This is a genomic window from Lentibacillus kapialis (genome assembly GCF_014646635.1).
Taxonomy (GTDB): Bacteria; Bacillota; Bacilli; order Bacillales; family Amphibacillaceae; genus Lentibacillus; species Lentibacillus kapialis.
Window position 1 is genome coordinate 1 of sequence record NZ_BMNQ01000034.1, and the last position, 24,718, is coordinate 24,718.

Here is a 24,718-nt window from a genome sequence, read left to right on the forward strand (position 1 = left end):
ACGCAAATAACGGAATGAGGATCCGCCAAAGCTGGACTATCCATACCGAACGGTTCCTCATTCCGCTATTCGTGTGAAAACAGGGCAAAACTATCGCGGCGGTTTTAGCCGATCAGGGCCCACGGGGGATAAAGGAAACACTTTAGGAGCGCAAGCGAATCGCTATTGACTTATCGAGGAGTCACGCTACAGCATTAGTGCTAGAGCCGGACGTGGCAATATTCGACGAAGTATCAATAGGGCTAAAAATTATATACTTTCTGATCTTTCTAGAAAAACTCGGCATTCGCCTCGCCTTATAGCGAATGCCGAAGCTTTTCTTATAAGGTCATCCATAATTTATATTTTCTGACGTTATAAAAAATCCAACCCCTATACGGCTCAGCCTTCTTTCCGGATCATCCAAATCAAAGCAGTCTTGGAGTCCGTATAATGCGCAAGTGTATCTACCTCCATCGATCCGTCCCATGGCGTCAGCCGCTGCTGCTTAATGTCCGTTTGAGCTTTTTGGATTGCCCATTTATTATGATGAAGACCACACCTATACAGTTTTCCAAACTTATAGGTCCAAAGAAAATAGCGCTCCAGCAGCCAGCTTTCAAGGCCTCCCTTTTCCGGATAAAAGCGTTCGCCATCCGGCTTATATAATGCCCTCAGGACCCCTGACTTTTTCCCTTTTCGTTCACTGTAAAAAGATATAGCACCATCCTGCATATTCATTGATATGTTTGCATAGTAATATGGAAGTGTTGCCATTCCTGCTCCAATCACCACAGGAAGGTTATCAGCATCCAGACTAAAAAAATAAACACCCCGTCTGCCACGCCGCTTAACATATGTGCGCACGTTTACTTCTAAAAAACTGGTCACAAACGGGAAAGACGGCAGACCACGAAATCGCACTTTGCTGACTCTAAACGGAATTATACTTAGCCAGGCATCCCCATCATATGTATCCAGTTCGAGACCCGGCGGCAGGTATGATCGAAGCACCTGCTGCGGCATACGCTGGTGCAGGAACAATAAATGCTCCCATCGCTGCATCATGACCCATGACCCGCGCGGCAGCAAGCTGTCACGATGTGCTGTATTGTTCAATATGTTCTGAAACATCTGCTTATAGCCTCCTTCACAATTAGTGTGTCCGTCCGGGTTTCCCATTATGATTTTCCGTTTCTAAATGATCTTCAAACTGAAAAATTGTTAGTCAGTCAGATGACTGATATAATTTTTCTTATATGAGAAAAAGGAAGTGTCGAATTTTGGAATACGAGGCAGGCCTCATGTTAGAAGGCGGAGGTATGCGATGTGCATTCACTGTTGGTGTACTGGATTACTTTCTGGATCAGCAGATTGAATTTCCTTCTGTTGCAACAGCATCGGCAGGAGCACTTATCGGAAGTTCCTATATCGCCAAACAGCGCGACCGGAACACCAACCTGCTTGGGGCGATAGGTAAAAATCGGGGTACCATATCACTCATACGGCTGCTGCAAAAAAGAGAACTGTTCAGTATGGATCTGATTTTTGAAAAGCTGGCCAACCAGACGTTTCCGCTCGCCTATCAATCCTTTTCACAGGCGAGCTCCAGATTTGTTGTCGGCACAACCGATATTAACACCGGCAAACCTGTTTTCTATGATCGATTTGACAAACAAAAAGATCTATCAACCATTATCAGAGCCTCCTGTTCGTTACCGGTTTTGGCGCCCAGTGTTGACTATAACGGAAAACAATTAATCGATGGCGGTGTAGCTGATCCGATCCCCATCACTCCTCTGGTTGAACAAGGATTAAAAAAGCATGTTGTCATACTTACCCGAGATAAAAATTATGTAAAAAAACCCACGAGATTAAACTGGTTTTATAAACATGTTTTTAAAAATAAACCCGAACTTATCAAATTATTACGCAACCGCCATCTTCGCTACAATGAAACCATGAAAAAATTACGCACCATGGAAGCACGCAATGAAGCCTTTATCATCCAGCCGGAAAAACCACTGGATGCCAGCCGGATTGAAAAAAGCCATCGCAAGCTTGAAGCATTGTATTATCAGGGTTATCAGGTGGCCAAAGAGAAGCACCATGCGTTACTGCACTTCCTGGACAGTTCAGGGAAAAACGCATCCCTCGCAGAAAAAAATCTGTCTTCATAATATTATAGATAGTTCCATTTAAGATGAGCGGGGGTATAAGTAACACGCAAAAACGTTCAGAGTTTAAATCTGAGCGTTTTTAGCGTTTCAGACGAACATACTCCAGCCCAAGATCACGTTCCCAGGAAGCAAATAACTCAAAGGAGGATTCGCCGAAGCTGGATTTTCCGGACCGGACGGATCCTCATTCCGCTAAATGGACACAAACCGCCCTATTTTGTATCGAAATGAATCCTCATTCCGTTATTCGGGTGAACATAGGGCAACACCAAGCCGAAAAGAGGAAATAACGGAATGAGGATCCGCTAACGTTTTGAAAAAGCCTTAAATGACGTAAATAGCGGAATGAGGATCCGCCGGCAGCTGTTGACTTGTAGCACAATGGGATAATTGCGGCTAAGCCTTTGGTTTCACCCATCGGACAGAGATAAAGGGCATCACGCTAAAGCCTTAGTGCTGGAGTACTTCCTGATATTAAAAAAATAGCCCCGATCGTCAGTTTTTGACGATCGGGGCTATTTTTTGTTTGATATATTCATTATTTATTGTTTGGTTTATGTTCATAGCAGTGTACTTCCTCAAGTGTACCGCTATGAACGATTGTCTACTTATACGAACAGGCTTCTATTAACCTACTTCTCTACGGTGCCTGCGTCTTTTGGATGTACGCCGTGACGGTAATAATCCTTATATTCAGGCTGCATTGGCTTTTGTCCACGGATAATGTCGGCTGCTTTTTCTGCCAGCATTAAAACCGGTGCATGAATATTACCATTCGTCGTATGCGGCATAGCAGACGCATCTACTACCCGTACGTTGTCCAAGCCATGCACCTTCATAGTCAGCGGATCAACGACAGCCATTGGATCTGAATCGGGACCCATTTTGGCTGTGCAGGATGGATGGAGTGCTGTCTCGGCATCATTTGCAACCCACTCCAGTATCTCCTCATCCGTTTGGACAGAAGGCCCTGGTGAAATTTCGCCCGAATTGTAAGGTGCTAACGCCGGTTGAGAAATGATGTCCCGTGAAACGCGTACCGCTTCAATCCACTCACGCCGGTCCTCTTCAGTAGATAGATAGTTAAATACGATACTTGGATGCTGGAAAGGATCGCGCGAACGAATCTTCAGGCTTCCCCGGGAGTTGGAATACATCGGTCCAACGTGTACCTGGAACCCATGCTCCGCATCCGCTTTTTGGCCGTCATACCGAACCGCAAGTGGCAGAAAGTGGAACATCAGATTCGGATAATCAACATCTTCATTCGAGCGGACGAAACCGCCGCCTTCAAAATGATTCGATGCTGCGGGTCCGGTACGTCCAAGCAGCCATTGCAGACCGATCCAAGGCATTTTTGCTTTATTTAAGCTCGGTTGTTCCGAAACCGGCTGCGGACAAGCGTGCTGAATATAAACTTCCAGATGGTCCTCAAGATTTTCACCGACACCCGGCAGGTCAACGATCGGATCAATACCAAGCGAACGCAAATGGTCAGCATCTCCTACACCGGACAATTGAAGCAGCTGCGGCGTGTTGAAAGCACCACCGGCAAGAACCACCTCGCCTGCATTAACATGGTACGTTTTCCCATTCTTTTGGTATGTCACACCATTAGCTCGGGTACCATCAAAATCGATATTCGTAACAAAAGCACGCGTCTCTACTGCAAGGTTTTTGCGTCGCATAGCAGGCCGCAAATAGGCACGTGATGCAGACACGCGTCTTCCATTATGCACATGGCTGTCGAATGGACCAAACCCTTCTTGACGAAAACCATTCACATCGGGTGTCCTTGAATAACCAGCCTCTTCAGCTGCATCAAAGAAAGCCTGAAACAGCGGGTTCGTTGCAGGACCGCGCTTCAATTTCACTGGTCCATGATGGCCGCGGTGCTCATCAGATGATTCTGCTCCAAACGTTGTTTCCAGTCGTTTAAAATACGGCAGACAATGGGCATAGTCCCACGTTTCCATACCTGGCTCAGATCCCCACCGTTCATAGTCCATCGGGTTGCCACGCTGATAAATCATACCATTGATAGAACTCGATCCTCCAAGTACCTTTCCCCTGGCATGCGCGACACGGCGCCCATTCATATAAGGTTCCGCGTCCGTAGAATAAATCCAGTCATAAAAGCGATTGCCGGATGGGAACATCAAAGCTGCCGGCATTTGAATAAACAGATCCCATGGATAATCACTGCGTCCCGCTTCCAGAACAAGAACACTGCTTGATTTATCTTGACTTAGACGATTGCCGAGTATAGAACCCGCACTGCCGCCACCAACGATTACATAGTCATATGTTTGATTCATCTGTAAAACCTCCTTGAAGATTGTAAATAGAATACAGTGTGCAACGTAACTCGAAAACATTCATCCAAAACGTCTTCGTTGCCGGTTATTTTTTGGCGCTAGGAATAGACTTTTCCCGAATCTTGATCGGATGTTTCGTAACCCATTTCTTATGGATGAATATCTTTCGCCACTTCAACTGTTTATCTAAATTAATTTTATTAAATATTTTTTTAATGTATTGAACAAAATAAATGTAACACGGTTTATTGAAATTGTAAACCCTGAATTCATGATGTTCTGTATCAAGCATTCCTTCTGAAATAAAAAGGCTGACAACTGGACGACCGCTGTTCGGGTTACTATTATGCCCTTCAAAAGGTGAATAAAGATTATTAGAATAATCCTGAGTATAATATAGCCGACTGTCAAAAGCATAACTTACTGAAATAACCGCATACTGAATTGAAGTCTTTTATCTGTTAAACTTATGTTAAGCGTTGCGAAAGTAAACGTTCTTGTAGACATGAAAGGAGAGGTCGTATGAATCATGAACAGAAAGGTCCATTTCGCGCTGATCACGTTGGCAGCTTATTACGCCCTGACAGTATAAAGCAGGCAAGAAGCAAATACGCAAGGGGTACATTGGCAAAAGAAGAACTACGAGAAATAGAAAATGAAGCAATTGAGAATTTAATAGAGAAACAGAAGGAAATTGGTTTGACTGCCATCACGGACGGTGAACTGAGAAGGGAGTACTGGCACCTCGACTTTATTCGGGAACTACGTGGAATTCGGGTATACCATGAAGAATCAGAAGGTATGTTTCAAGGGAAAATGAAGACACTTGCAAAATACATGGTAGATGGTCCATTGCAATTTCCAGAGAATCACCCCTTCCTTGAAGATTTCGCATTTGTAAAGAAAGCAGCCGGAGAGAATCATGTCGCGAAATTTACGATTCCGGGACCGAATATGATTTTTTATTCCGGAATTATTAATAATGCCTATTATTTGGAGAATCCTGCTTATTCGTCACTGGAAGAAGCTGCAAAAGATATTGTCCAAGTGTATAAGGATGCTATTCAAGCATTTTATGATAAAGGCTGTCGCTATTTACAGCTGGATGATACAAGTTGGGGAGCATTGTTTAGTGATGACTTCCGTAAGATAATCAGCGAAAACGGTTTTGATGTTAATGCAGTCATGAAGCAATTCGCTGATATTACCATTGCCGCGTTGGAGGATAAACCGGAAAATATGACTGTAACACTTCATGTTTGTCGTGGTAACTTTAAATCTTCTTGGCTATATGAAGGGGACTATGAACCGATTGCCAGTCAATTATTCGGACGTGTGAATGTGGATGGCTTTTTCCTGGAGTTCGACAGTGACCGCGCCGGAAATTTTGCACCGCTGCGCTATATCAGGAATCAAAGAGTCGTGCTTGGACTGGTAACGACAAAAACAGCAGAAATGGAAGATAAAAAGGCCATTAAAGATCGAATCAAGGAAGCAGAAAGGTATGTCTCAAAAGAACAGCTATGTTTAAGTCCACAATGTGGGTTTGCTTCAACTGAAGAAGGTAATCTCGTGACAGAAGAAGACCAATGGAAAAAACTCCGATTAGTAGTTGATACTGCCGGAGAAGTATGGAGCGACAATCAGGCTTAAATAACAATTGCAACAAATACTGTGCCAGTTTCAAAGGTATTTCACCAAGGATTGAATTTTGCCAATATAACTTATCGGGAGAGCTGAAGAAAATCGAGGCCATAACATCCGTTAATACAAAGGATTTCCAACATTGCATGATGTTGTACTTAGCTTTGACAAAATGTAATAGAACCGGACAAATAGCGGAATCAGGAGGATCCACCAAGGCTTGATTTCCCGGATGGAGCGGATCCTCATTCCGCTAAATGGCTACAAACCACCCTATTTTATATCGAAATGAATCCTCATTCCGCTATTCGGGTAAAAATGGAACAAAACCATGCTAAAAAGAAGAAATAGCGGCATGAGAATCCGCTAATGCGTTGAAAACTCCCTGATTGTCGCAAATAGCGGAATCAGGATCCGCTAACGGGTTGGAAAAGCTTAAACGCTCCCTTGATCCAAAATTTTTGTCAGGAAATGGGGGCTTTTTCATCTGTCAGAACGTCATGGAGCAAATCAACTGCCAGGTCGATCTCCTCCCGACTTACAATCAATGGCGGCAACAATCGGATTGTATGGGGACCCGCACTTAAAACGAGCAGTCCTTTTTCAATCAGTGATTCAACCAAATACGATACATTCCGATTACAGTCGATTCCAATCATCAAGCCTTTGCCGCGGATTGACGAGACAACAGGCAATTGACCAATCGCCTTATTCAATTGCTCCATCAAATAATGGCCCTTTTCTGTGACCTCCTGTAAAAAATTTTCCCGGAAAGCATGTTCCAGTACAGCTTCTGCTGCTGCCATGGCAAGGGGATTGCCGCCAAATGTTGCCCCGTGGCTTCCCGGCCCAAAACTGTCACGAAGGGCCTCTGTTGCAATCATAGCCCCAACCGGAACACCATCGGCCAGTCCTTTAGCTGATGTGATAATATCGGGCGAAATGCCGTAATGCTGGTATGCGAATGGTTTTCCGGTCCGTCCAATGCCTGTCTGTACTTCATCAACGATAATAAGCACGTGATTTTTACGGCATACGTCCGCTAATTGCTGAATAAAGTCATAATCGGCTATGTTGATGCCGCCTTCCCCCTGTATCATCTCCAGCATAACAGCAGCCGTCTCACCATCGACAGCCTGCTTGAGCGCATCACTATCATTAAACGGCACATACTGAAATGTTTCCAGCATAGGACCAAACCCGGTGTGGATTTTTTCCTGTCCGGTTGCTCCCATGGTTCCAAACGTCCGCCCGTGAAATGACTGGTTGAAGGAAATGATTTTGTGTTTGCCGGTTGCTTTGCGGGCCAGTTTGATCGCCGCTTCATTCGCTTCCGTTCCGCTGCTGCAGAAAAACACCTGATCACCTGTACTGTAACGGGTAAGTAAGTCGGCCACCTTTTCCTGGATCGGATTATGGTATAAATTCGACACATGCCAATAGGCGTTGAGCTGTGTTTCCAGCTTTTCTTGAACAGCCGGGTGCCGGTGCCCGAGACTGCATACACCGATGCCTGCCCCGAAGTCGAGATAGCTTTGACCATCAGTATCTTCCACGGTAGTACCTGAAGCCTGCTCAACGATAAGGTTAAAACGTTTATATGTTGGAAAAAGTGCTGTCATCAACTACAGCCTCCTCTGTTTGTCTAATCATAGTACCGGCGAATCCGGCATCACTAATCGCCTGATTCGCATCAGCTATCATGACATGCTGCAAATCCTCACTTAAGCAGGCAAGCGCCGCTTTCACTTTGGGAATCATTCCGCCATGAATGACACCCTGGTCGATAAGCCCTTTTATATCCGCTTTGGTCGCTGAGGGAAGCAGACCGCCATCGTGCATAATGCCCGGTACATCCGTTACAAATATTAGTTTCCCTGCGTCCATTGCCTCTGCTATGTTGCCCGCAACTGTATCGGCATTCACATTATAGCTGTTACCGTCTTCTCCAACGGCAATCGGTGCTATCACCGGAACAATATGTTGGTGAAGCAGGTTTTCCAAAAAGTCTGTATTCACATTCACCACATCACCGACATAGCCATACGTCTGAAAGTCTTTGGGAACACAGGTGATCAGACGGGCATCAGAACCGGAAAGCCCTGTTGCCTGAACACCCACTGCATTCATGTGGCGTGTGATCGCGTTGTTGACATGGCCGGAGAGCACCATTTCCACAACATCTATCGCCTCAGCGGACGTTGTTCTGAGTCCGTCAATAAATGTGAACGGTACATCAAGTTGTTCCAGCATGTTTTTTATGGCCGGACCGCCGCCATGAACGATAATCGGTTTCACACCACGTCGCTGCAGCTGCCGGATATTGTTAAAAAATTGATCTGAGAGCCTATCAATGATACTGCCGCCGCATTTAATCACAACGATGTCATGCATGTTCACCCCTCCTTAAGTCCGGTAACTGGCATTGATGCGCACATAATCATATGTCAAATCACATCCCCACGCTCGCCCGGCTCCGTTTCCGACATTCAAATTAACCGCGATGGTGACATCATCATTCTTCAAATAATCGGAGACTTCTGCTTCGGAAAACGGCAGTGGCTGACTGTTCTCCAAAAGCGGGATCGTTCCTATCGACACGTCAATCGCTTCAGCATCTGCCTTGACTCCGCTTCGTCCCACAGCCGCAATAATCCGCCCCCAATTGGGATCCGCTCCATAAACAGCTGTTTTAACCAGCGATGAGCCGACGATGGTTTTGGCCGCCTTAACGGCCTCATCATTACTACCGGCCCCGTTAACCTCCACCTCGATTAACGTCGTGGCCCCTTCACCGTCGCGGGCAATCATCTTGGCCAAATCCTCACACGTCTGCTGCAGCAGTTCTGTAAAGTTCACCCAGTCGCTATGCTCCGGTGTCAGAGTGTTATTTGCTGCTTTCCCGCTGGCCATTGTGAGCACCATATCATTGGTCGATGTATCACCATCCACGGTTATGCAGTTGAATGTCTTATCTGTTGCTTCCTTCAATGCCAGATGAAGCATGTCGGGTTCAATGGCTGCGTCCGTTGTCACAAACGCCAGCATCGTACCCATATTTGGCTCAATCATGCCGGAGCCCTTAGCCGAACCGGCCATTGTTACCTTTTTCCCGTCAATGAGTGTCTGGTGACATGTTGACTTTGAACAGGTATCAGTTGTCAGAATGGATTCATTAAACGCTGCGGCATCTTTTGCATGTGTTGCCGGATGGAGGTTTTCAATATTTGGGATAATGTGATCCATCGGCATTTCCAAGCCGATAATCCCGGTTGAGGAAACAGCAACCATTTGCTCCGGCAATGACAGGTAATCAGCCGCAGCCTGACGCATGATATATGCATCTGCCTCGCCCTGTTTTCCGGTACAAGCATTGGCATTGCCGCTGTTGACAATCACGGCCTGGAGTTTCCCCTCTTGTGCAATGCTTTCTTTTGTCACCTGCAATGGTGCTGCCTGAATGATATTCTGTGTATACAACGCAGCAGCACTTGCCGGGACGTCACAATAAATTAATCCCAAATCATGTCGTTTCCGCTTCACGCCCGTATGCATACCTGAAACCTGAAAGCCTGCCGGTGTCACAATCGTCCCCTTTTCCATTTTTTGAATGCTGCTTTCTTTTATCAGCACCATTGTTTCTCCTCCTTTCATGGCTTGTATGTTGCCTGCAACTGACGGCACCCCCGCCGCTCTTAAATAATCTCGTAACATAACATGATCAAATTTAGGGAAAGACCGGTGCAAATGCCAGACCTGCTTTTTCATCGAGACCGAACATCCGGTTCATATTTTGCACTGCTTGCCCCGAGGCGCCTTTCACAAGATTATCAATCACTGAAACAACCATAATCCGGTTCGTCCGTTCATCATACGCGACTGACACATCACAAAAATTAGAGCCATACACTTCCTTGGTCCCCGGATATGTCCCCTGTTCTCTGATTCTCACAAAATAGCTGTTCTCATAGGTTTCCTTATATAAGTCTGATAGTTTAGCTGCCGTCATATCCTGTGAGGCATCTGCATAAATCGTCGTCATAATCCCACGTGTCATGGGAACAAGATGTGTGCCGAACGTTACCGGCCCTGCATCCGGGTTCCACCCGACAAGAATTTGTTCAATCTCCGGTGTATGCTGGTGCTCAAGAACTTTATAAGCTTTCAGATTATCATTCATTTCGGCAAAATGTGTGATCGATGTAGGATTTTTGCCCGCTCCGCTAACCCCGGTCTTGGCATCAATAATAATCGAATTCGAATCAATCAGATCATTTTTTACCAGTGGCGCCAGTCCCAATAAAGCTGCCGTCGGATAACAGCCCGGATTGGACAAAAGCTGTGTTTCGCTCACATCGGTGTCAAGCCATTCGGTCAGCCCGTAAACAGCATGATCAAGGACTGTTTTTTCAGGTGCTTTCCGTTTATACCATTTCTCATATTGCCGGGGATCTTTCAGCCGGAAATCGCCGGATAAATCAATGACGCGCGCCCCTTCGCTCATGAATGCTGGCACCAGTTCCGATGACACACCGGACGGCGTTGCCATAAACACAACATCAGCATCCGCTGCGATTTGTCCAGGGTCGATGTTGGCAAGATCCATTTCGGATACAGCCTGAAAATGTGGATATCGCTTAACCATCGACTCACCATGGCTGTTTGATGCGTGATAAGACTGGAGTATGACATTGGGATGTTGCTGCAAAATGCGAATAAGCTCTGCTCCTCCGTATCCGGTTGCACCGACAATCGCTGCTTTCATAGGACAAGTTCACCACCCGAAATTGTTTTATTTCTCCCTATTATAAAATGTATAAATATAATGTCAAGTGTATATTTATAATTTAACCAGAAAAATCACTTTCACGCTTCTCTACCTTTAAATCCATGCCGTGACAGGCAATGAATGGATTTCATTAGAAAAACTCGGCATTCGCCTCGCCTTATAGCGAATGCCGAAGCTTTTCTTATAAGGTCATCCATAATTTATACTTTCTGACGTTATAAATAAAAAAGACACCTTATAAGGCGCCTTTTAAAGGTTGTATTCATTTGTTCATATTTCCGATTAACGTTAGAATCATGCACTTTCTTCGCGTACAATCGACGGCTGGTTTTTGGCCTTCGCCGGGCTCATATTGAACACGATATTCAGAACAATCGCCGTCACACTACCCGCTACAATACCATTGCTCGTTAAAATCTGAACACCTGATGGAAATTGACGGAACAATTCCGGAACAGCTGTAACTCCCATCCCCATAGCAACCGAACATGCAACGATCATTGAATTGCCGGGGGATTCCGAGATGACGGTACTCAGCATCTTAATCCCCTGTGAAATGACCATCCCGAACATGGCCACCATAGCACCGCCCAAAACGGAAGTAGGAATAATCGTCGTCACAGCTGCAATTTTGGGAATGAACCCGAGTGTAACAAGCATGACTCCGGTAACCATAATAACCCTGACCGATTTGACACCGGTTAACTGCATTAATCCGACATTTTGTGAAAAGGCGGTATACGGAAAGGCATTGAACAGTCCGCCAAGCAATACCGCCAGGCCTTCTGCACGATACCCTTTGGACAGATCTGCTTCGTTCAAATCCCGATCGGTCATATCGCCAAGTGCAAAATACACACCCGTTGATTCAACGAGCGAGACCATTGCCACTAACATCATCGTTATAATAGCAGACCACTCAAATGTCGGCATCCCGAAATAAAGCGGATGAACCATATGGAAAAGCGATGCATCACCGACAGCCGAGAAATCAACTTTTCCCATAAAGGCTGCGGCAATCGTGCCCACTGCCAGTCCGATCAGAATGGCAATGGATTGGATAAATCCTTTGGTGAACCGGTAAAGCAAGATGATAAACAAAAGCGTTCCGAATGCAAGTGACAGATTCGTAGCCGAACCGAAATCCGGGGCACCTTCTCCTCCGCCCATGTTGTTAATGGCAACAGGAATCAATGTAATCCCAATGATCGTCACCACTGTTCCTGTAACAATCGGCGGGAAAAACTGAACCAACTTGCCAAAAAAACGGCTGATGACCATAACGAACAAACCGGATACGATGATCGACCCGTAGATAGCGGTTATGCCATACTCACCGCCAATGGCAATCATCGGTCCCACTGCAGTAAACGTACATCCCAGCACAACCGGAAGGCCAATCCCGAAAAACCGGTTACGCAGAGCCTGCAAAATGGTTGCAACTCCGCACATTAGAATATCGATGGCGACAAGATAGGTTAACTGTTCCGACTTTAATCCAAGCGCCTCCCCAACAATCAACGGCACTAAAATAGCCCCGGCATACATCGCCAGTAAATGCTGAAAGCTCAACGCAGCTGTTTTCATCATACGATCGGACCCTCCTCTTGAAACGTGACTTGACTATTTTCAAGTGAAGCAATCGTTGCCAGCGAATCGACACGAATGCCTCGTTTACGCAGAATATTGCCGCCTTCCTGGAAGCCCTTTTCAATCACGATCCCGATACCTTCCAGAGCCGCTCCGGCCTGTTCGATAAGTTCAATCATCCCTAGTGCTGCTTGACCGTTTGCCAAAATATCATCAATCACCAGAACAACATCATCATGATGTATATAATCCTGGGAAATGGATATTTGACTTGATTCGTTTTTTGTATATGAATAAACGTCAGCGGAATAAAGATTGTCATGTAACGTGAGCGATTTGCGTTTCCGGGCAAAAATCACTGGCACATTAAGGCTCAATCCCGCCATCACAGCCGGTGTGATGCCTGAAGACTCAAGCGTTAGAATTTTGGTAATGCCTGCCCCTGCAAATCTCGTGGCAAACGCTTCGCCAACAGATTGCATGAAAACAGGATCAACCTGATGATTCAAAAATGCGTCCACTTTTATGACTGAATCGGATAAAACCTTTCCTTCTGTTAAAATCTTTTGTTGGAGTGACTCCATTTCCGTTCCCCTTTCCAGAAATTAGAAAATACTGACACTGCCTTAATTTATAGTGCGTGCCGAAGCTTCATCCATAATTTCCTTTCTGATGGTATAAAAAACCCGAAAAACAAGCTCCCACTCAAACTATGAGGAAAGCAATGTTTTTCGGGCTTCAGCACATATTACACGCCTAATTCCGAACATTCAACAAAAGGGTGTCGTCACATCACCGATGACAACCTTTTGTCACGCCTTCTTTCATAGTCGGTTCATTTTACGGTAAACCGGTAGAAACTTGCAGGCCTTATTCCTGCTATTATATGAAACAAGCTATTGAATTGTTGTCTATTATAGCACGTCACGAACAAAAAACAACCCTCTGCCGAAATTTAAAATTTTCCGTCTGTTCGTAAAATACAGCTGGATGTCTGGATTGACAGATAAATGAAAGTCATGTACATTATGAAATGAACGAACGATTTACTATAATTTATTAAAAACATTCGTTTTTAGGGGTGTAACGATGGAAAACGTATTCGATTACGAAGATATTCAATTAATACCTGCCAAATGTGTTGTAAGCAGCCGATCAGAATGTGATACAACCATTACCTTTGGCGGGCATACATTCAATCTGCCTGTTGTGCCTGCCAACATGCAGACAATTATTGACGACCAGATCGCTCGCCACTTGGCGGAGCATCATTACTTCTATATTATGCACCGTTTCGAACCGGAAACCCGGATCGATTTCATCCGCGACATGCAAACAAGCGGGCTGATCGCATCTATCAGTGTCGGCGTGAAGGAGAATGAATATGATTTCATCCAACAATTGGTCGAACAAGAACTGACGCCGGAATTTATTACCATCGATATTGCTCACGGACATTCTCAAAACGTGATGAAAATGATCCGATATATCAAACAACATTTGCCGGAAAGTTTTGTCATCGCCGGCAATGTCGGTACACCGGAAGCCGTCAGAGAATTGGAACATGCCGGCGCTGATGCTACAAAGGTAGGCATCGGGCCCGGCAAAGTTTGCATCACCAAAATGAAAACCGGCTTCGGAACCGGCGGCTGGCAGCTGGCTGCACTGAAATGGTGTGCCAAGGCCGCAACCAAGCCCATCATTGCCGATGGGGGCATCCGCACACATGGCGATATTGCCAAATCGATCCGCTTCGGTGCATCAATGGTCATGATCGGCTCCTTATTTGCCGGCCATGAAGAATCACCAGGCAAAACAGTTGAAGAAAACGGCACATATTATAAAGAATATTTTGGTTCAGCCTCGGAATTTCAAAAAGGCGAGAAGAAGAATGTTGAAGGCAAAAAAATGTATGTCGAGCACAAAGGCTCACTGAACGACACATTGACTGAAATGAGACAGGACCTGCAATCAGCCATCTCCTATGCAGGCGGCTCGGCTTTACAGGCTATCCGTCATGTCGATTATGTCGTCGTCAAAAATTCCATTTTTAACGGGGATAGCGTTTACTAACGTTCGGTGTTACCGGAGAAATCCCGAAATTATCACAATTAACATTAAAATTCTCCCGGCTTTTCGCTCACACAATTGAAGCCGGGAGAATTTAGTATTTCGATCCGGTCACGCATTTTCGTTGCCCCTGTATAAGTATCATTCAATTTGGAGCCTCATCACCTTTACCTTCCTCATGACGTTTTTCCGGAAAGAGCAGGCTGAAAGTCACACCAAAAAACAGTGCAATAAAAAATGTTGAGAACCTGGCGCTTATGATATCATCCAAAGGAGAATTAATCCAAATCAGCGTGCCGACAAGACCGGATATGATGGTTGCGATGACGCCTATACCCGAATATCTTTTCCAAAAAAACGTTAAAAGAACTGCTACAGAAAGTGTGGAACCGACACCGGCCCAAGCCCATCCAACGACAGTCAGAACCAGCGATTTAGAAACAACAGCCATTAATAACGCCAATAATCCGGTAATGATAATCACGATCCGGGAGATGAGTACCCATTTTGTCTCGCTGAGTTGTATTTTAAAACTCTTATTCATCAAATCCTCACTGATGGAACTGGTCACAACCATAATTTGTGACGTTGCTGTCGTAATCATGGCTGCAATGATGCCGGATATGAGTATACCGGCGATCCAGGAAGGGGTTAAGTCCAGAATCATGGTCGGAAGGATGACTTCTTCATCGGCAAAATCATTGATATTGTAAAGGGCTATCGCCATAATTCCTATAAAAAAAGCGCCGAAAAAAGCAATCAATGTCCAAACGATTCCGGTAATACTGGCAACTTTTGCATCTTTCTCACTTCTTAGCGCCATGAAACGTGCACTTAATTGCGGTTGTCCACCCAAATAACCGAAAAAATATGAGAAATTATTAAAGAATAGTAATCCAAATGCAAATCCCGTTACACCACCAGTCCAGGTATCCACCCCGTTCCCTGCAGCCTGCATCTCGTGAATAATGGATATGTCATGTGTCAGTATATGAATCAACGCAATAATAGGCATACCGCCGAGTACAATTAACATCATAATGCTTTGTATCATATCCGTCCACACAACAGAAATAAAGCCTCCCGAAAATGCAATAGCAATGACGACAATGGTAGAAATAATGACCCCGGCCGTGGGGGTTAAATTAAATATAGTAAAAAACGTTTTTCCTATTCCATCATACTGTGCGCCAACGTAGAAGATGAAGAATATAAGAATCAATGCGGTTGCAAAAATCCTGATATACACCCCATGATTGGGAAATCGTGCCGCTAAATAATCGGTGAGTGTGAGAACCTTATGCTTATCCGTTTCGATCATGAATTTCTTTGCCAGCACCAGCCATGTAAAACTAATTCCCAACACCATTCCGACAATCGTCCAAATCGCAGATAACCCTGTTAAAAAAGTGAAGCCGGTGAATCCCAATAATAGCCAGGAAGATTCACTGGTTGCTCTTTCAGAAAATGCAAGCGCCCATCCCGGCAGTTTTTTCCCGCCTAATAAAAATTCAGAACGACCCATCTTCTTTCTGCTGAAAATAAGTCCAATGCCAATGATAAACAGGAAATACAGCACCATTTCAATAGCTAAAACGACTTCCACTATTCTGCCCTCCCTCATTATTGTTACAATTAAACTATGAACAAAATAAGAGATACAGAACGTATAATAAATAATATAGTAATCCGAGCACTCAATAATAACGGACACTCCCCCACGGAAGTGCCCGTTATTGATCAGTTTCTATTCTTTATCCTGAACGGCTTCTTTATTAACTCTCAGAATTTCCTTTAACGTGGCGTGAATTGTTTGCAGACTCATCAAAATGAATCCCAGCATAACAAACGTCACGATCTCCCCTGTCATTATTGAAATGGCAGCTAATACCAGTGCATATAATACATATAGCCAATTATTCATTCCTAACACCTCTTCTATCCCGTTGATTTTTCAGTAAAAACGTTTTCTCTTAAGATTATCCATAATTTTTATTCCCCCTTCATACTAACATTTCTTCTTCTGACACTATATAAAAGATTCCTTTTACGGTTCTCTTTTCACTGGACAAAACATATTTATTGAATACCACGTTTGAAAGGAGGGAATTGGACAATGATAGAAAGAATCGGAAAAATAAGCTTAATGCCGCAGATTTTGATCGCTTTTGTACTGGCTGTTCTTGCCGGTATTATTTTCGGACCACACATGGATGTTGTGCAACCGTTAGGGGACTTATTCTTACGTCTTATTCAGTTCATTATTGTACCCTTAATCGTATCATCGCTTATTACGGGTGTGGCAAGCACCGGCAGTATGGAAACACTGGGCAGGATCGGCGGGAAGACGATTCTTTATTATGTCAGTACAACGTTTGTTGCTGTGAGCATCGGTCTGATCGCTTCTGCTTTGTTCACCCCCGGAAAAGGTGTTGACATGTCAACGTCACGGGATGTACCTGAAGCTACTGAAACAGACGGGGTCATCAGTGTTCTGTTAAACATTATCCCGACAAACCCGATTGAAAGCTTATCAAGCGGAAATATTCTGCAAATTATCTTCTTTTCCATTTTTATCGGGATCGGCATCACCATGGTCGGGCAAAAAGCTGATCCGGTATACCGGTTTTTCGATGGTTTTGCCGAGATTATGTACAAAATCACGTGGGTGATCATGAAATTGATCCCAATTGGTGTGTTCGGACTTCTGGCTCCAATCATCGGGGAATATGGCATGTCCGTTTTAATGCCGCTGATTAAGCTGATATCGGTTGTGGCAGTTGCCTGTATTATCCACGCGTTTTTCACCTATTCTATAGCCGTTAAAGCATTCGCAAAAATGAATCCGCTTACATTTTTTAAAGGGATTGCACCGGCAAGTCTTGTTGCTTTCAGTACACAAAGCAGTTCGGGAACGTTGCCGGTCACCATCAAAAGCTCTGAAGACAACCTCGGCGTTTCGAAAAAGATCTCAAGCTTTATCTTGCCGCTGGGAGCTACCATAAACATGGATGGAACGTCGCTGTATTTGAGTGTTGCCGCGCTATTTACTGCGCAGGCTTATGGGGTTGAGTTGTCATTTGCACAAATCATGTTGATTGTGCTGATTGGTACCCTGGGTTCAATCGGTGCAGCCGGGGTCCCCGGAGCAGGGCTCGTCATGCTAACACTTGTCCTGACAACACTGAACCTGCCATTGGAAGCAATCGCGTTGATTGCCGGTGTCGACCGTTTCATGGATATGTTCCGGACTGCTGTCAACATTACGGGTGATGCTTCCGGAGCCGTTGTGATCAATGCAACAGAACGCCATCTTGATGATTATACCAGTCCGGACAATGAAGCCGGTTAGAGCATTATATAGAAGGCGCATCAATAAGCATGCGTCTTCTATTTTTTTATGATGCATCACGTGTCACTAAGTTGTAAAGATTTGTGATATAGCAGGATTTTTTTATCTTTTCAACCAAAATTAACATATTTTTATTTCTTGGGAAATATTCCCTTGATATTTGCCAACACAGATGCAAACGAAGCTGAGAGCTTCCCAATTGACACAGCCATTTTTTGGCTAATGCTAAACTATATTACAATTATTAAACTCTTAGTTGTGAACTTTTCAGCTAGGAGGTTATAACAATGAATCAATTAAATAAATGCTCTTTGACAGCAATCCTTTTATGTATCATCGCATTTCCGGCAGGAGCGGCTGCCGAACCTTATGCTGTACAGGAAGGCGATACATTTCACACAATAGCTCAGGACAACAAACTTCCATTGAGAAACCTGCAAATTACTAACAAACGCTCGGGCTTCCAGCTAAAAGCGGGCGAAACAATCACAATTCCAGATTCAGTTGCTACTGAAAATAAGGAATTGATGGCCAAGCTCGTTCACGCAGAAGCTAAGGGTGAGCCATATGAAGGAAAAGTTGCTGTGGCAACAGTCGTTTTAAATCGCGTCGATTCAAGCGATTTTCCGGATACGATAAAAGAGGTCATCTATGAAAAAACCGGCGGCATTTACGCATTTTCACCAGTAAAAAATGGTGCCATTAATGATGGATATGAGACGAACGACATGAAAGCAGTCAATGAAGCTGTTGCCTTTAGGGATCAAGGAATGGGATCTTTATACTTCTATAATCCGGACAAGGTCACTAGCGATAATTGGATTTTCTCACGTGAGACTATCAAAACGATTGGCAACCACCGCTTTGCAAAATAGATTAAAGATCATGCGGAATTCCGAATTTCGCGCGAGGTTGGCTTGTTTTCGCGCGAGACTCCCCGGATTTCGCGCGAGGATAGCTTGTTTTCGCGCGAGACTCCCCGGATTTCGCGCGAGGTTGGCTTGTTTTCGCGCGAGACTCCCCGGATTTCGCGCGAGACCCCCCTGGATTTCGCGCGACACTATAATACTAAAACTTTCTGACGTTACAAAAAGCTGAAGAGCGTCATCGTGACGGTCTTCAGCTTTTTACATTATGACGTTATTCAGTTAAAACGACTGGAATACATCATAAAGATAATGCATGCCGTAAAGCGGAAACAATGTGTAAATAAACAAGGTAATGGGCTTGCAGAGCAAAAAGTAAACGAGAAATTTTTTCAGCGAAAGCTTGGTAAGTCCGGCAATCAAACAAATAAAATCATCCGGGAATCCCGGGAAAACCATCGAAATCCAGAAAAACCGTTCAAATCGCTTCCCCTTATTCACCCAGCCGATATATCTATCATACGTTTCCTGTTTAACAAAATAACTGGCAAATCCGCGCCCGAATCGCCGTGCCAATAAAAAATTGGCCAAGGAGCCAAGGAAGATCCCGACTATATTCAAAATAGATCCCAGACCAATACCAAATAACATTACACCAACCACAGTCGAGACATTACCGGGCAACACCGGGATAACGACCTGCACGAACGTTAGACCCAAAAAAGCCAAAGGTGCAATTGTGCCGAATCCCTCAATCCAGCTCTGCACGCGGTCCGGATTATTAAAAAATCCGCTCTCGATAATGAATAAGGCAAATCCAATCAACAGGATAACCCCGGTAATGGTTGTTAATTTCACAATCGGTTTTTGATAATGTATGAGCGTTTTCTTTAGATGACTCATGTCAACACCAGTTTCTGTCTAGCTGAATTTCACTACAAGAGATTGCTCAAAAAGGCCAGTAAAAATGACACTTCGAATTTTTTCATTGGCTTATTTCTCCGCTGTTCAAAACCACCGCCTTGAACTTCTTGGCCCTTATTCCCTTCCTTTATAAGCACGCACTGTAACCTGTATTTTAAGAATATCATAGAAGTTTACTTAGGGAAAAAATTCTGCCTCACCGGTCAGCTAAAAGCCGGCTCCCATGGCATCAAGCCTTTGTAAAACTAAACCCGCACATTGGCCAGTTTTTCGTAGTATTTAACAATTGCGGCATGATCATCTTCCCCATTGCCGTCAACCGTCAAAGCTTTCAGCGTTTCTCTAATTGACGCGGTCAACGGGAGCGGCACATCCATAGCATCAGATGTCTCCATCACATTGTTCAAATCTTTCAGGTGAAGGTCGATTTTGAAACCAGGATCAAAGTCATTCGTCATCATCATCGGGGCTTTAGCATCCAGCACAGTGCTTCCCGCCAGTCCGCCGCGGATGGCATTGTAGACCAATTCAGTATCAACCCCCATTTTCTTCGTTAACACCAGCGCCTCCGAAACAGCCGCAATATTCAAGGCTACGATTACCTGATTGGCCAGTTTTGTCGAGTTGCCTGAACCAACATCACCTGTTCGAACCACAGATCCGCCCATGGCTTCCAAAATCGGCAAGCATTTTTCGAAGGTTGTCTCATCGCCGCCTGTCATCACTGAAATAGTACCATCAATCGCTTTAGGCTCACCGCCGCTGACAGGCGCATCCAAAAAGCCGACATCTTTTTCCCGCAGGGCTTCACCGATTTCCTGACTGACAATCGGTGCAATCGAGCTCATATCAATGATAATCGAGCCCGGTTTTGCACCGTGAATCAATCCGCCGTCTGCCAGTATCACGTCTTTTACTTCAGGGGAATTCGGCAGCATCGTGATGATGACATCCGACCTGGCCGCAATCTCAACAAATGTATCGACCACCTCCGCGCCGCGTTCACTCAGATCCCTATTTATTTCAGGCCTGCTGCTTGAAATAACCAAATCATACCCGGTCCGGATTAAATTCTCACTCATCGGCTTTCCCATAATCCCCAATCCAACAAAACCTATTTTCATCATCATTGTCTCCCTTCAACAAATAACTTGACTACCCTTCATATTCGACACAAAGCGGCTCAACTCCTGCCGTTACCCCCGGGAATGTCAGAAGAATGCCGCATTTTCCAATGAAACATTTGTCAGAATTGAATACCTATTGTAAATTTCATTAAAAAATAGGTCATTTTACCCAGAGGAATTCGCAGTCTTTTCCAGAAACAAGTAAGTGTAAAGAAAATCTAAGCTTGTTGAAAGGAGAACTGTTAATGAAAAAGTGGTGGAAGCTATTTGCTGCTGTCATACTCGCTATTCCAGTCGTCCTCTCCGGACTGAGTTTGAACACGGCCGAAGCAGCGGATGACCGGAATGATAAACCCGATCCGGTTGATATCGGTCAAGAGCTGAGAAATCAAAATGTAAAAGAAGCAGATTTTGATAAATCCTCCATCCCATTCAGCACGTTCAGCAAGAAGCAATCCGAGCCGTATGATCCGGTGCCCGGTCTCGAAAAATTATGGGTTGCACTCGATCAGACCAACAATCAGTATTACCTGAAGACTTTCACACTGAAAGCGGTCAGCGAACATGCAGAAATCTGGGTAGCAAATGACCGCAAATACCCGCAGGACAACCGCAACGACAAGATTCAAATTACACAGAAGCAAGTTGATTATATGGCATCCGAAGTGGACAATAAGATTTATCCGACTGACACGCAATTCTTTGGAACACCTGACTCTTTGCGCGGAAGCAATGCAATGCTGGCAGACAACTTGGGAGAAAACTATTACGTCAGTCGGGAAAATAGCGACCGCAGTATTATTCTTATTGATAACATCAAAGATGAAAACTACTATAATCCTGACTTTCCAAGCTATGTGGCAGGATTCTTTTCCCCGGTTCTTGAAACGTACACAGACCGTAACATCATTACTATAGACGCCTATGACTGGGCGAATCGTGTCGGGGATGACGCACCCAGGGCCAATATGTATGAAGGTACAATTGCCCACGAATACCAGCACCTGATTCATGCCGACAACGATTCAGACGAAGAGACATGGATTAATGAGGGCATGTCAGACTTTGCCGAGTATTTGGTTGGCTACGGGCACCCGGACAGTCATGTGGAATCATTCGCCAAGAAACCGGAAAACTCGCTGGTTGCCTGGGAAGACCAAGGCCCGCGGGAAATCCTGGCTGACTACGGAAATGCCTACCTATTCCAGTTGTATTTAAATGACCACTTCGGTGGAAAATCATTTATCCAGGATCTTGCCAAAAACGATTTGAATGGTATTAAAGGGGTTAATGATTCCCTGCAAACATTCGGTTATGATAAAACGTTTGAGGATGTTTACAGAGACTATCAGACCGCACTCGTCTTAGACGAAAAGCGTGAATTCAATGGAAAATACGGTTTTGACAGCATTGACTTTACGGTGAATACCGGAACAGAGGAGGCTTATGCCTCTAAAGGTGTCCCAGCCTGGGGGACAGATTTCATTGAGATGCCGAAAAAAGAAGATGCCGAATTGTTATTTGACGGGGTGGACTTTCTGCCAACACAGTGGAAATCGGTAAACGATCCGAATGATTCCAACAATAATGTGCTCTATGGCGGAACCGGTTCACTGGCCGATCATTTCTTAATCAAAGATGTCGACTTGACGGGAACTAAAAATCCTAAACTCACATTTGACACACTGTATAACATCGAGTCGACCTGGGACTACGGGTTTGTCCAAGTTTCCACAGATGGCGGTAAAACATGGACATCACTTGCGAATGGAAACACCCAAGATAAAGTAAACGACAGTGCGCATCCAAACGTTAAAACGAACGTTCCCGGATTCACCGGCTCGTCCGATGGCTGGACATCCCAAACATTTGACCTGAGCCAGTATGAAGGACAAAAGATTCTGGTCGGGTTCCGTTATGTGACTGACTGGGCGACACAAGAGGATGGCTGGTATATCGACAATATCAGTATTGATGCTGTGAATTACAGTCATAATGGCGACAGCACCAGTGATTTCAAAAGTCTTGATGAAGTACAGGAAAACTATGTCGATTACCTTATCTCCTTTATTACCATTGATAAAGACGACAATGAGACAGAATATGAAGTGGATAAAATTAATCCGCTTAACTTCACGGATAAAGACAAAAGGAAACTGAAAGAGGAAATCGAAAGTGATGACGGCGAGAAAGTTGTTATGACAGTAACATATGGAGCTCCCGCCGGTAATCTGAACAATGTTGATTACGGATATGACCTTCGCAGTGAAGATGATGACGACGGGGACGATGATGACGATGATGATGACGACAATGATAATGATGAAGATGAAGAGGATGATTAATCATCTTGATGTTTTAAGCTAATCAGGAAAAGGCTACTGGCAGCAAGCCAGTAGTCTTTTCTTTTTTGACTCGGGATATTTTGGTTCTCGCGCTCATGTTTCGATTCTCGCGCCCATGTTCTGACTTTATCACCTATGCTTTCTCCTCCCGACGAAAATTCCCAAGCTGAAATGGATAGATCGTTCCTCTCAACCGATTCATTGAATGAAAAGAAGCCGTAAAACATATCAGAAAACTCAGGTTTGCAATGAGATCTACCATCATACTAAGACGCTTTAATAATCCAATTGACGCAAATACAGGAGGATTTCACGTTCATTCAATTTTTTCAAAGTATATTTGCGGATCTTGCTGTCAATTTCCTTTTGCTGTTTCTTTCCACTGCTTAATTTATTGATGATTTGAAACGGTATTTCACTCCAGAAACCACCTGAACCACGAGTTCCCAGATTGAATCCCAATTGTTCCTTTTCTGTCAGCGGCAGTTGCGTGTTTTCTTCAAATTCGCTTTTATAATCTCCTTGAATGATAATATGCGTTTCTTTTTTCCTTAGCGCAGAAAGCAAATCTTCAGCATTATTCGCTTCAAAGCAACTATCTCGGCTCTCCAGTTCCAAAAAGATCCCCTCCTAACACAGTCAGCTCTTGACATAAACGTTTCATCCAAATATACGATTAGAGGCGCTTAATAGTTTCAGAAAATAATGTAGATAAACTAAACCGCATAATGAAGATTGATACCGAAATAGTTCTCCAGAACAGACAGTTTATCACTACTGTTGACAGTTGTCTTTTCTTTTTCTCCATCACGCGTGACAATTAAAGAATTTCCCGAAAGCGTCATCCGGCCATCCGGAGTCGCCAGTGATACGATTTCTTTTTGCGTAAAATGGGACTTGGGGGAAGTTTGATTAAAATGGCTAGCCTCTTCAAAATCTGTTAATTTCCTAGGAGTAATGTCAAAGCGGAATAATGTGTTCCATTTATTCTCCCCTTCCGCTCTTTGCAAGTCAAAAATATTTTTCCTTACGTTGATTGCACGGTAAACCCCGCTTATGTCTTCCCGGGTCTCACCTGTTAAAGGGATCGGCATTCTAACCGAGTCACCAAAACCGACATCGACCAAATATGGTTGGTCCAGCTCAACGATTTGCGCGGCATGGCTTCCTTCCTTTGCCCATGAGCCGTCGGGGCGATTAATGGTTGCCGATATAAAATGACTTTTGAAACCACGCTTTTGTAATAACCAGTTAAACAAACCATTTAATTCATAACAAAAACCGCCGCGTTGATTCAGCACAATCTTATTATAATACGTTTCGATGTCTAATGGGATTGGAACGTTATAGATAACATCCAAATTTTCAAACGGAACATGAAGCATATGCTGCAACTGAAGTTGATGAAGTGTTTCCAAATTTATTTCTTTCGTATCATCAAAACCAATTCGCTGTAAATACTGATCAACCTTCATAATGGGAATACTCCTTTACATTCACTACGTCATTAAGTCAAATTGAATGCCCGGTAATT

Annotated in this window: 20 protein-coding genes and 1 riboswitch; of the genes, 6 read left to right on the forward strand and 14 right to left on the reverse strand. The window is 44.3% G+C overall.

Annotated elements, in window-relative coordinates; genetic code table 11:
* Window positions 1-381 precede the first annotated feature (381 nt).
* Complete coding sequence (locus IEW67_RS11460; RefSeq protein ID WP_188633215.1) at window positions 382-1,113, reverse strand: YqjF family protein; 732 nt, start codon at window positions 1,111-1,113, stop codon at window positions 382-384.
* 170 nt (window positions 1,114-1,283) lie between these two features.
* Here IEW67_RS11460 and IEW67_RS11465 point away from each other — a divergent pair, with 170 nt between their 5' ends.
* Window positions 1,284-2,159 carry a patatin-like phospholipase family protein gene (locus IEW67_RS11465; RefSeq protein WP_229671781.1) on the forward strand — a complete coding sequence of 292 codons (876 nt, stop codon included), beginning with the start codon at window positions 1,284-1,286 and terminating at the stop codon, window positions 2,157-2,159.
* A 632-nt stretch (window positions 2,160-2,791) separates the two neighbouring features.
* Here IEW67_RS11465 and betA read toward each other — a convergent pair.
* Window positions 2,792-4,477, reverse strand: coding sequence for a choline dehydrogenase (gene betA / locus IEW67_RS11470; protein WP_188633217.1), 1,686 nt, complete (start codon window positions 4,475-4,477; stop codon window positions 2,792-2,794).
* A gap of 522 nt (window positions 4,478-4,999) precedes the next feature.
* On the opposite strand from betA, the gene IEW67_RS11475 reads away from it, so the two are divergent.
* Window positions 5,000-6,130: a 5-methyltetrahydropteroyltriglutamate--homocysteine S-methyltransferase gene (locus IEW67_RS11475; RefSeq protein ID WP_188633218.1), complete on the forward strand. Its 1,131-nt coding sequence runs from the start codon at window positions 5,000-5,002 to the stop codon at window positions 6,128-6,130.
* Window positions 6,131-6,585: 455 nt separating this feature from the next.
* Here IEW67_RS11475 and argD read toward each other — a convergent pair whose 3' ends face one another.
* The 6 genes from argD to IEW67_RS11505 all read right to left on the reverse strand — a co-directional run bounded on the left by argD (window position 6,586) and on the right by IEW67_RS11505 (window position 13,084).
* Complete coding sequence (gene argD, locus IEW67_RS11480) at window positions 6,586-7,743, reverse strand: acetylornithine transaminase (RefSeq protein WP_188633219.1); 1,158 nt, start codon at window positions 7,741-7,743, stop codon at window positions 6,586-6,588.
* Window positions 7,718-8,515, reverse strand: coding sequence for an acetylglutamate kinase (argB, locus tag IEW67_RS11485; RefSeq protein ID WP_188633220.1), 798 nt, complete (start codon window positions 8,513-8,515; stop codon window positions 7,718-7,720). The genes argD and argB overlap by 26 nt, the downstream gene beginning before the upstream one ends.
* Before the next feature lie 12 nt (window positions 8,516-8,527).
* On the reverse strand, window positions 8,528-9,757 hold the full coding sequence (argJ, locus tag IEW67_RS11490; protein WP_308430732.1) for a bifunctional glutamate N-acetyltransferase/amino-acid acetyltransferase ArgJ: 1,230 nt from the start codon (window positions 9,755-9,757) through the stop codon (window positions 8,528-8,530).
* Window positions 9,758-9,848: 91 nt separating this feature from the next.
* The gene (gene argC, locus IEW67_RS11495; RefSeq protein ID WP_188633221.1) at window positions 9,849-10,886 is read right to left on the reverse strand and encodes an N-acetyl-gamma-glutamyl-phosphate reductase; all 1,038 of its coding nucleotides are present in this window, start codon (window positions 10,884-10,886) and stop codon (window positions 9,849-9,851) included.
* 318 nt (window positions 10,887-11,204) lie between these two features.
* Complete coding sequence (locus tag IEW67_RS11500; RefSeq protein WP_188633243.1) at window positions 11,205-12,497, reverse strand: nucleobase:cation symporter-2 family protein; 1,293 nt, start codon at window positions 12,495-12,497, stop codon at window positions 11,205-11,207.
* Complete coding sequence (locus tag IEW67_RS11505) at window positions 12,497-13,084, reverse strand: xanthine phosphoribosyltransferase (RefSeq protein ID WP_188633222.1); 588 nt, start codon at window positions 13,082-13,084, stop codon at window positions 12,497-12,499. Before IEW67_RS11505 ends, IEW67_RS11500 begins: the two co-directional genes overlap by 1 nt.
* 223 nt (window positions 13,085-13,307) lie before the next feature.
* Window positions 13,308-13,410: riboswitch (purine riboswitch) on the reverse strand.
* Window positions 13,411-13,589: 179 nt separating this feature from the next.
* Between IEW67_RS11505 and guaC the strand changes: the two genes are divergently transcribed.
* A complete protein-coding gene (gene guaC / locus IEW67_RS11510) occupies window positions 13,590-14,573 on the forward strand; it encodes a GMP reductase (RefSeq protein WP_188633223.1) in 984 nt (327 codons plus the stop codon).
* Window positions 14,574-14,715: 142 nt separating this feature from the next.
* On the opposite strand, the gene IEW67_RS11515 is transcribed toward guaC, so the two are convergent.
* Entirely contained in the window at window positions 14,716-16,176 is a 1,461-nt protein-coding gene (locus tag IEW67_RS11515; RefSeq protein WP_188633224.1) for a sodium/proline symporter, read from the reverse strand.
* A 141-nt stretch (window positions 16,177-16,317) separates the two neighbouring features.
* Window positions 16,318-16,494 (reverse strand): hypothetical protein, encoded by a 177-nt coding sequence (locus tag IEW67_RS11520; protein ID WP_188633225.1) that lies wholly within the window; start codon window positions 16,492-16,494, stop codon window positions 16,318-16,320.
* A gap of 192 nt (window positions 16,495-16,686) precedes the next feature.
* Here IEW67_RS11520 and IEW67_RS11525 point away from each other — a divergent pair, with 192 nt between their 5' ends.
* Together IEW67_RS11525 and IEW67_RS11530 are read left to right on the forward strand one after the other, a co-directional pair.
* Complete coding sequence (locus IEW67_RS11525) at window positions 16,687-17,922, forward strand: dicarboxylate/amino acid:cation symporter (protein WP_188633226.1); 1,236 nt, start codon at window positions 16,687-16,689, stop codon at window positions 17,920-17,922.
* Between the two features lie 287 nt (window positions 17,923-18,209).
* Window positions 18,210-18,797, forward strand: coding sequence for a cell wall hydrolase (locus IEW67_RS11530; RefSeq protein WP_188633227.1), 588 nt, complete (start codon window positions 18,210-18,212; stop codon window positions 18,795-18,797).
* A gap of 273 nt (window positions 18,798-19,070) precedes the next feature.
* Here IEW67_RS11530 and IEW67_RS11535 read toward each other — a convergent pair whose 3' ends face one another.
* Both IEW67_RS11535 and garR read right to left on the reverse strand, forming a co-directional pair.
* Window positions 19,071-19,691 (reverse strand): TVP38/TMEM64 family protein, encoded by a 621-nt coding sequence (locus tag IEW67_RS11535; RefSeq protein WP_188633228.1) that lies wholly within the window; start codon window positions 19,689-19,691, stop codon window positions 19,071-19,073.
* A 266-nt stretch (window positions 19,692-19,957) separates the two neighbouring features.
* Window positions 19,958-20,842, reverse strand: a complete 885-nt coding sequence (gene garR / locus IEW67_RS11540) for a 2-hydroxy-3-oxopropionate reductase (RefSeq protein ID WP_188633229.1) — start codon at window positions 20,840-20,842, stop codon at window positions 19,958-19,960.
* A 242-nt stretch (window positions 20,843-21,084) separates the two neighbouring features.
* Between garR and IEW67_RS11545 the strand changes: the two genes are divergently transcribed.
* Entirely contained in the window at window positions 21,085-23,184 is a 2,100-nt protein-coding gene (locus IEW67_RS11545) for a choice-of-anchor J domain-containing protein (RefSeq protein WP_188633230.1), read from the forward strand.
* 276 nt (window positions 23,185-23,460) lie between these two features.
* Here IEW67_RS11545 and IEW67_RS11550 read toward each other — a convergent pair whose 3' ends face one another.
* Together IEW67_RS11550 and IEW67_RS11555 are read right to left on the reverse strand one after the other, a co-directional pair.
* Window positions 23,461-23,802: a hypothetical protein gene (locus IEW67_RS11550; RefSeq protein WP_229671785.1), complete on the reverse strand. Its 342-nt coding sequence runs from the start codon at window positions 23,800-23,802 to the stop codon at window positions 23,461-23,463.
* 98 nt (window positions 23,803-23,900) lie between these two features.
* Window positions 23,901-24,659, reverse strand: coding sequence for an arylamine N-acetyltransferase family protein (locus IEW67_RS11555; protein ID WP_188633231.1), 759 nt, complete (start codon window positions 24,657-24,659; stop codon window positions 23,901-23,903).
* Window positions 24,660-24,718: the final 59 nt, after the last annotated feature.

Bases quoted from the DNA above. Each gene is read 5' to 3' on its own strand.
- IEW67_RS11460 (WP_188633215.1), bottom strand. From the start codon at position 1,113: ATGTTTCAGAACATATTGAACAATACAGCACATCGTGACAGCTTGCTG.
- IEW67_RS11465 (WP_229671781.1), top strand. From the start codon at position 1,284: ATGTTAGAAGGCGGAGGTATGCGATGTGCATTCACTGTTGGTGTACTG.
- betA (WP_188633217.1), bottom strand. From the start codon at position 4,477: ATGAATCAAACATATGACTATGTAATCGTTGGTGGCGGCAGTGCGGGT.
- IEW67_RS11475 (WP_188633218.1), top strand. From the start codon at position 5,000: ATGAATCATGAACAGAAAGGTCCATTTCGCGCTGATCACGTTGGCAGC.
- argD (WP_188633219.1), bottom strand. From the start codon at position 7,743: ATGACAGCACTTTTTCCAACATATAAACGTTTTAACCTTATCGTTGAG.
- argB (WP_188633220.1), bottom strand. From the start codon at position 8,515: ATGCATGACATCGTTGTGATTAAATGCGGCGGCAGTATCATTGATAGG.
- argJ (WP_308430732.1), bottom strand. From the start codon at position 9,757: ATGGTGCTGATAAAAGAAAGCAGCATTCAAAAAATGGAAAAGGGGACG.
- argC (WP_188633221.1), bottom strand. From the start codon at position 10,886: ATGAAAGCAGCGATTGTCGGTGCAACCGGATACGGAGGAGCAGAGCTT.
- IEW67_RS11500 (WP_188633243.1), bottom strand. From the start codon at position 12,497: ATGAAAACAGCTGCGTTGAGCTTTCAGCATTTACTGGCGATGTATGCC.
- IEW67_RS11505 (WP_188633222.1), bottom strand. From the start codon at position 13,084: ATGGAGTCACTCCAACAAAAGATTTTAACAGAAGGAAAGGTTTTATCC.
- guaC (WP_188633223.1), top strand. From the start codon at position 13,590: ATGGAAAACGTATTCGATTACGAAGATATTCAATTAATACCTGCCAAA.
- IEW67_RS11520 (WP_188633225.1), bottom strand. From the start codon at position 16,494: ATGAATAATTGGCTATATGTATTATATGCACTGGTATTAGCTGCCATT.
- IEW67_RS11525 (WP_188633226.1), top strand. From the start codon at position 16,687: ATGATAGAAAGAATCGGAAAAATAAGCTTAATGCCGCAGATTTTGATC.
- IEW67_RS11530 (WP_188633227.1), top strand. From the start codon at position 18,210: ATGAATCAATTAAATAAATGCTCTTTGACAGCAATCCTTTTATGTATC.
- IEW67_RS11535 (WP_188633228.1), bottom strand. From the start codon at position 19,691: ATGAGTCATCTAAAGAAAACGCTCATACATTATCAAAAACCGATTGTG.
- garR (WP_188633229.1), bottom strand. From the start codon at position 20,842: ATGATGATGAAAATAGGTTTTGTTGGATTGGGGATTATGGGAAAGCCG.
- IEW67_RS11545 (WP_188633230.1), top strand. From the start codon at position 21,085: ATGAAAAAGTGGTGGAAGCTATTTGCTGCTGTCATACTCGCTATTCCA.
- IEW67_RS11555 (WP_188633231.1), bottom strand. From the start codon at position 24,659: ATGAAGGTTGATCAGTATTTACAGCGAATTGGTTTTGATGATACGAAA.